The sequence below is a fragment of the Bradyrhizobium nitroreducens genome, assembly GCF_002776695.1.
GTDB lineage: Bacteria > Pseudomonadota > Alphaproteobacteria > Rhizobiales > Xanthobacteraceae > Bradyrhizobium > Bradyrhizobium nitroreducens.
Genome location: NZ_LFJC01000015.1, coordinates 927 through 1,541, shown reverse-complemented (window position 1 = coordinate 1,541; position 615 = coordinate 927). Strand labels below are relative to the sequence as shown.

Annotated in this window: 1 protein-coding gene; it reads left to right on the top strand. The window is 63.1% G+C overall.

Features of this window, described 5'->3' with window-relative positions:
• Positions 1-615: DUF3060 domain-containing protein (locus tag TSA1_RS40530; RefSeq protein WP_210421943.1), on the top strand; the 615-nt coding region annotated here is incomplete at both ends.

Sequence of the window (615 nt, the reverse complement as noted above, 5' to 3'; positions counted from 1 at the left end):
GCGCCGGTGACGATCCTGGGCGATGGCAATTCGGTGGCACTCAACAACAGCCAGGAGATCCTGACGCTGACCGGCAGCAACGAGACGCTGACGGTGAACAGCAGCTTCGACGCGGTTACGTCGACGGGCAACAGCGACGTGGTGACAGTCAATGGCTGGAACAACACGGTGACGCTGACCGGCGACAGCCACCAGGTGACGGTGAGCGGCTCGACCAACAGAGTGACGTTGAACGGCAACAACGAGACGGTGACGTTGACCGGGACGAACGGCATTCTATCGCTGAACGGCACCGGCGACGTGGTGACGTTGAGCGGCACCGGCGCGTGGGGCACGATCACGACGACGAACGCGGCGAGCTTCACGCTCGCCAATGGCTGGAGCGGAGAGACGCTCAACACCAGCGGCAGCAGCGTGGTGGTCAGCGCCTATTCCAACGCGTTGACGATCAACGGCAATGGCAACTCGGTGTCGGTCAACAATACCCTGGATACCGTGACGCTGAACGGGACGGGCAGCACGGTGTCGGGGCAGTCCGGCACGATGGTGGTTCTGACCGGAATAGGCAACGTGGCGACGGTGGTCGGCAACAGCGATTACGTGACGCTGGCGGGT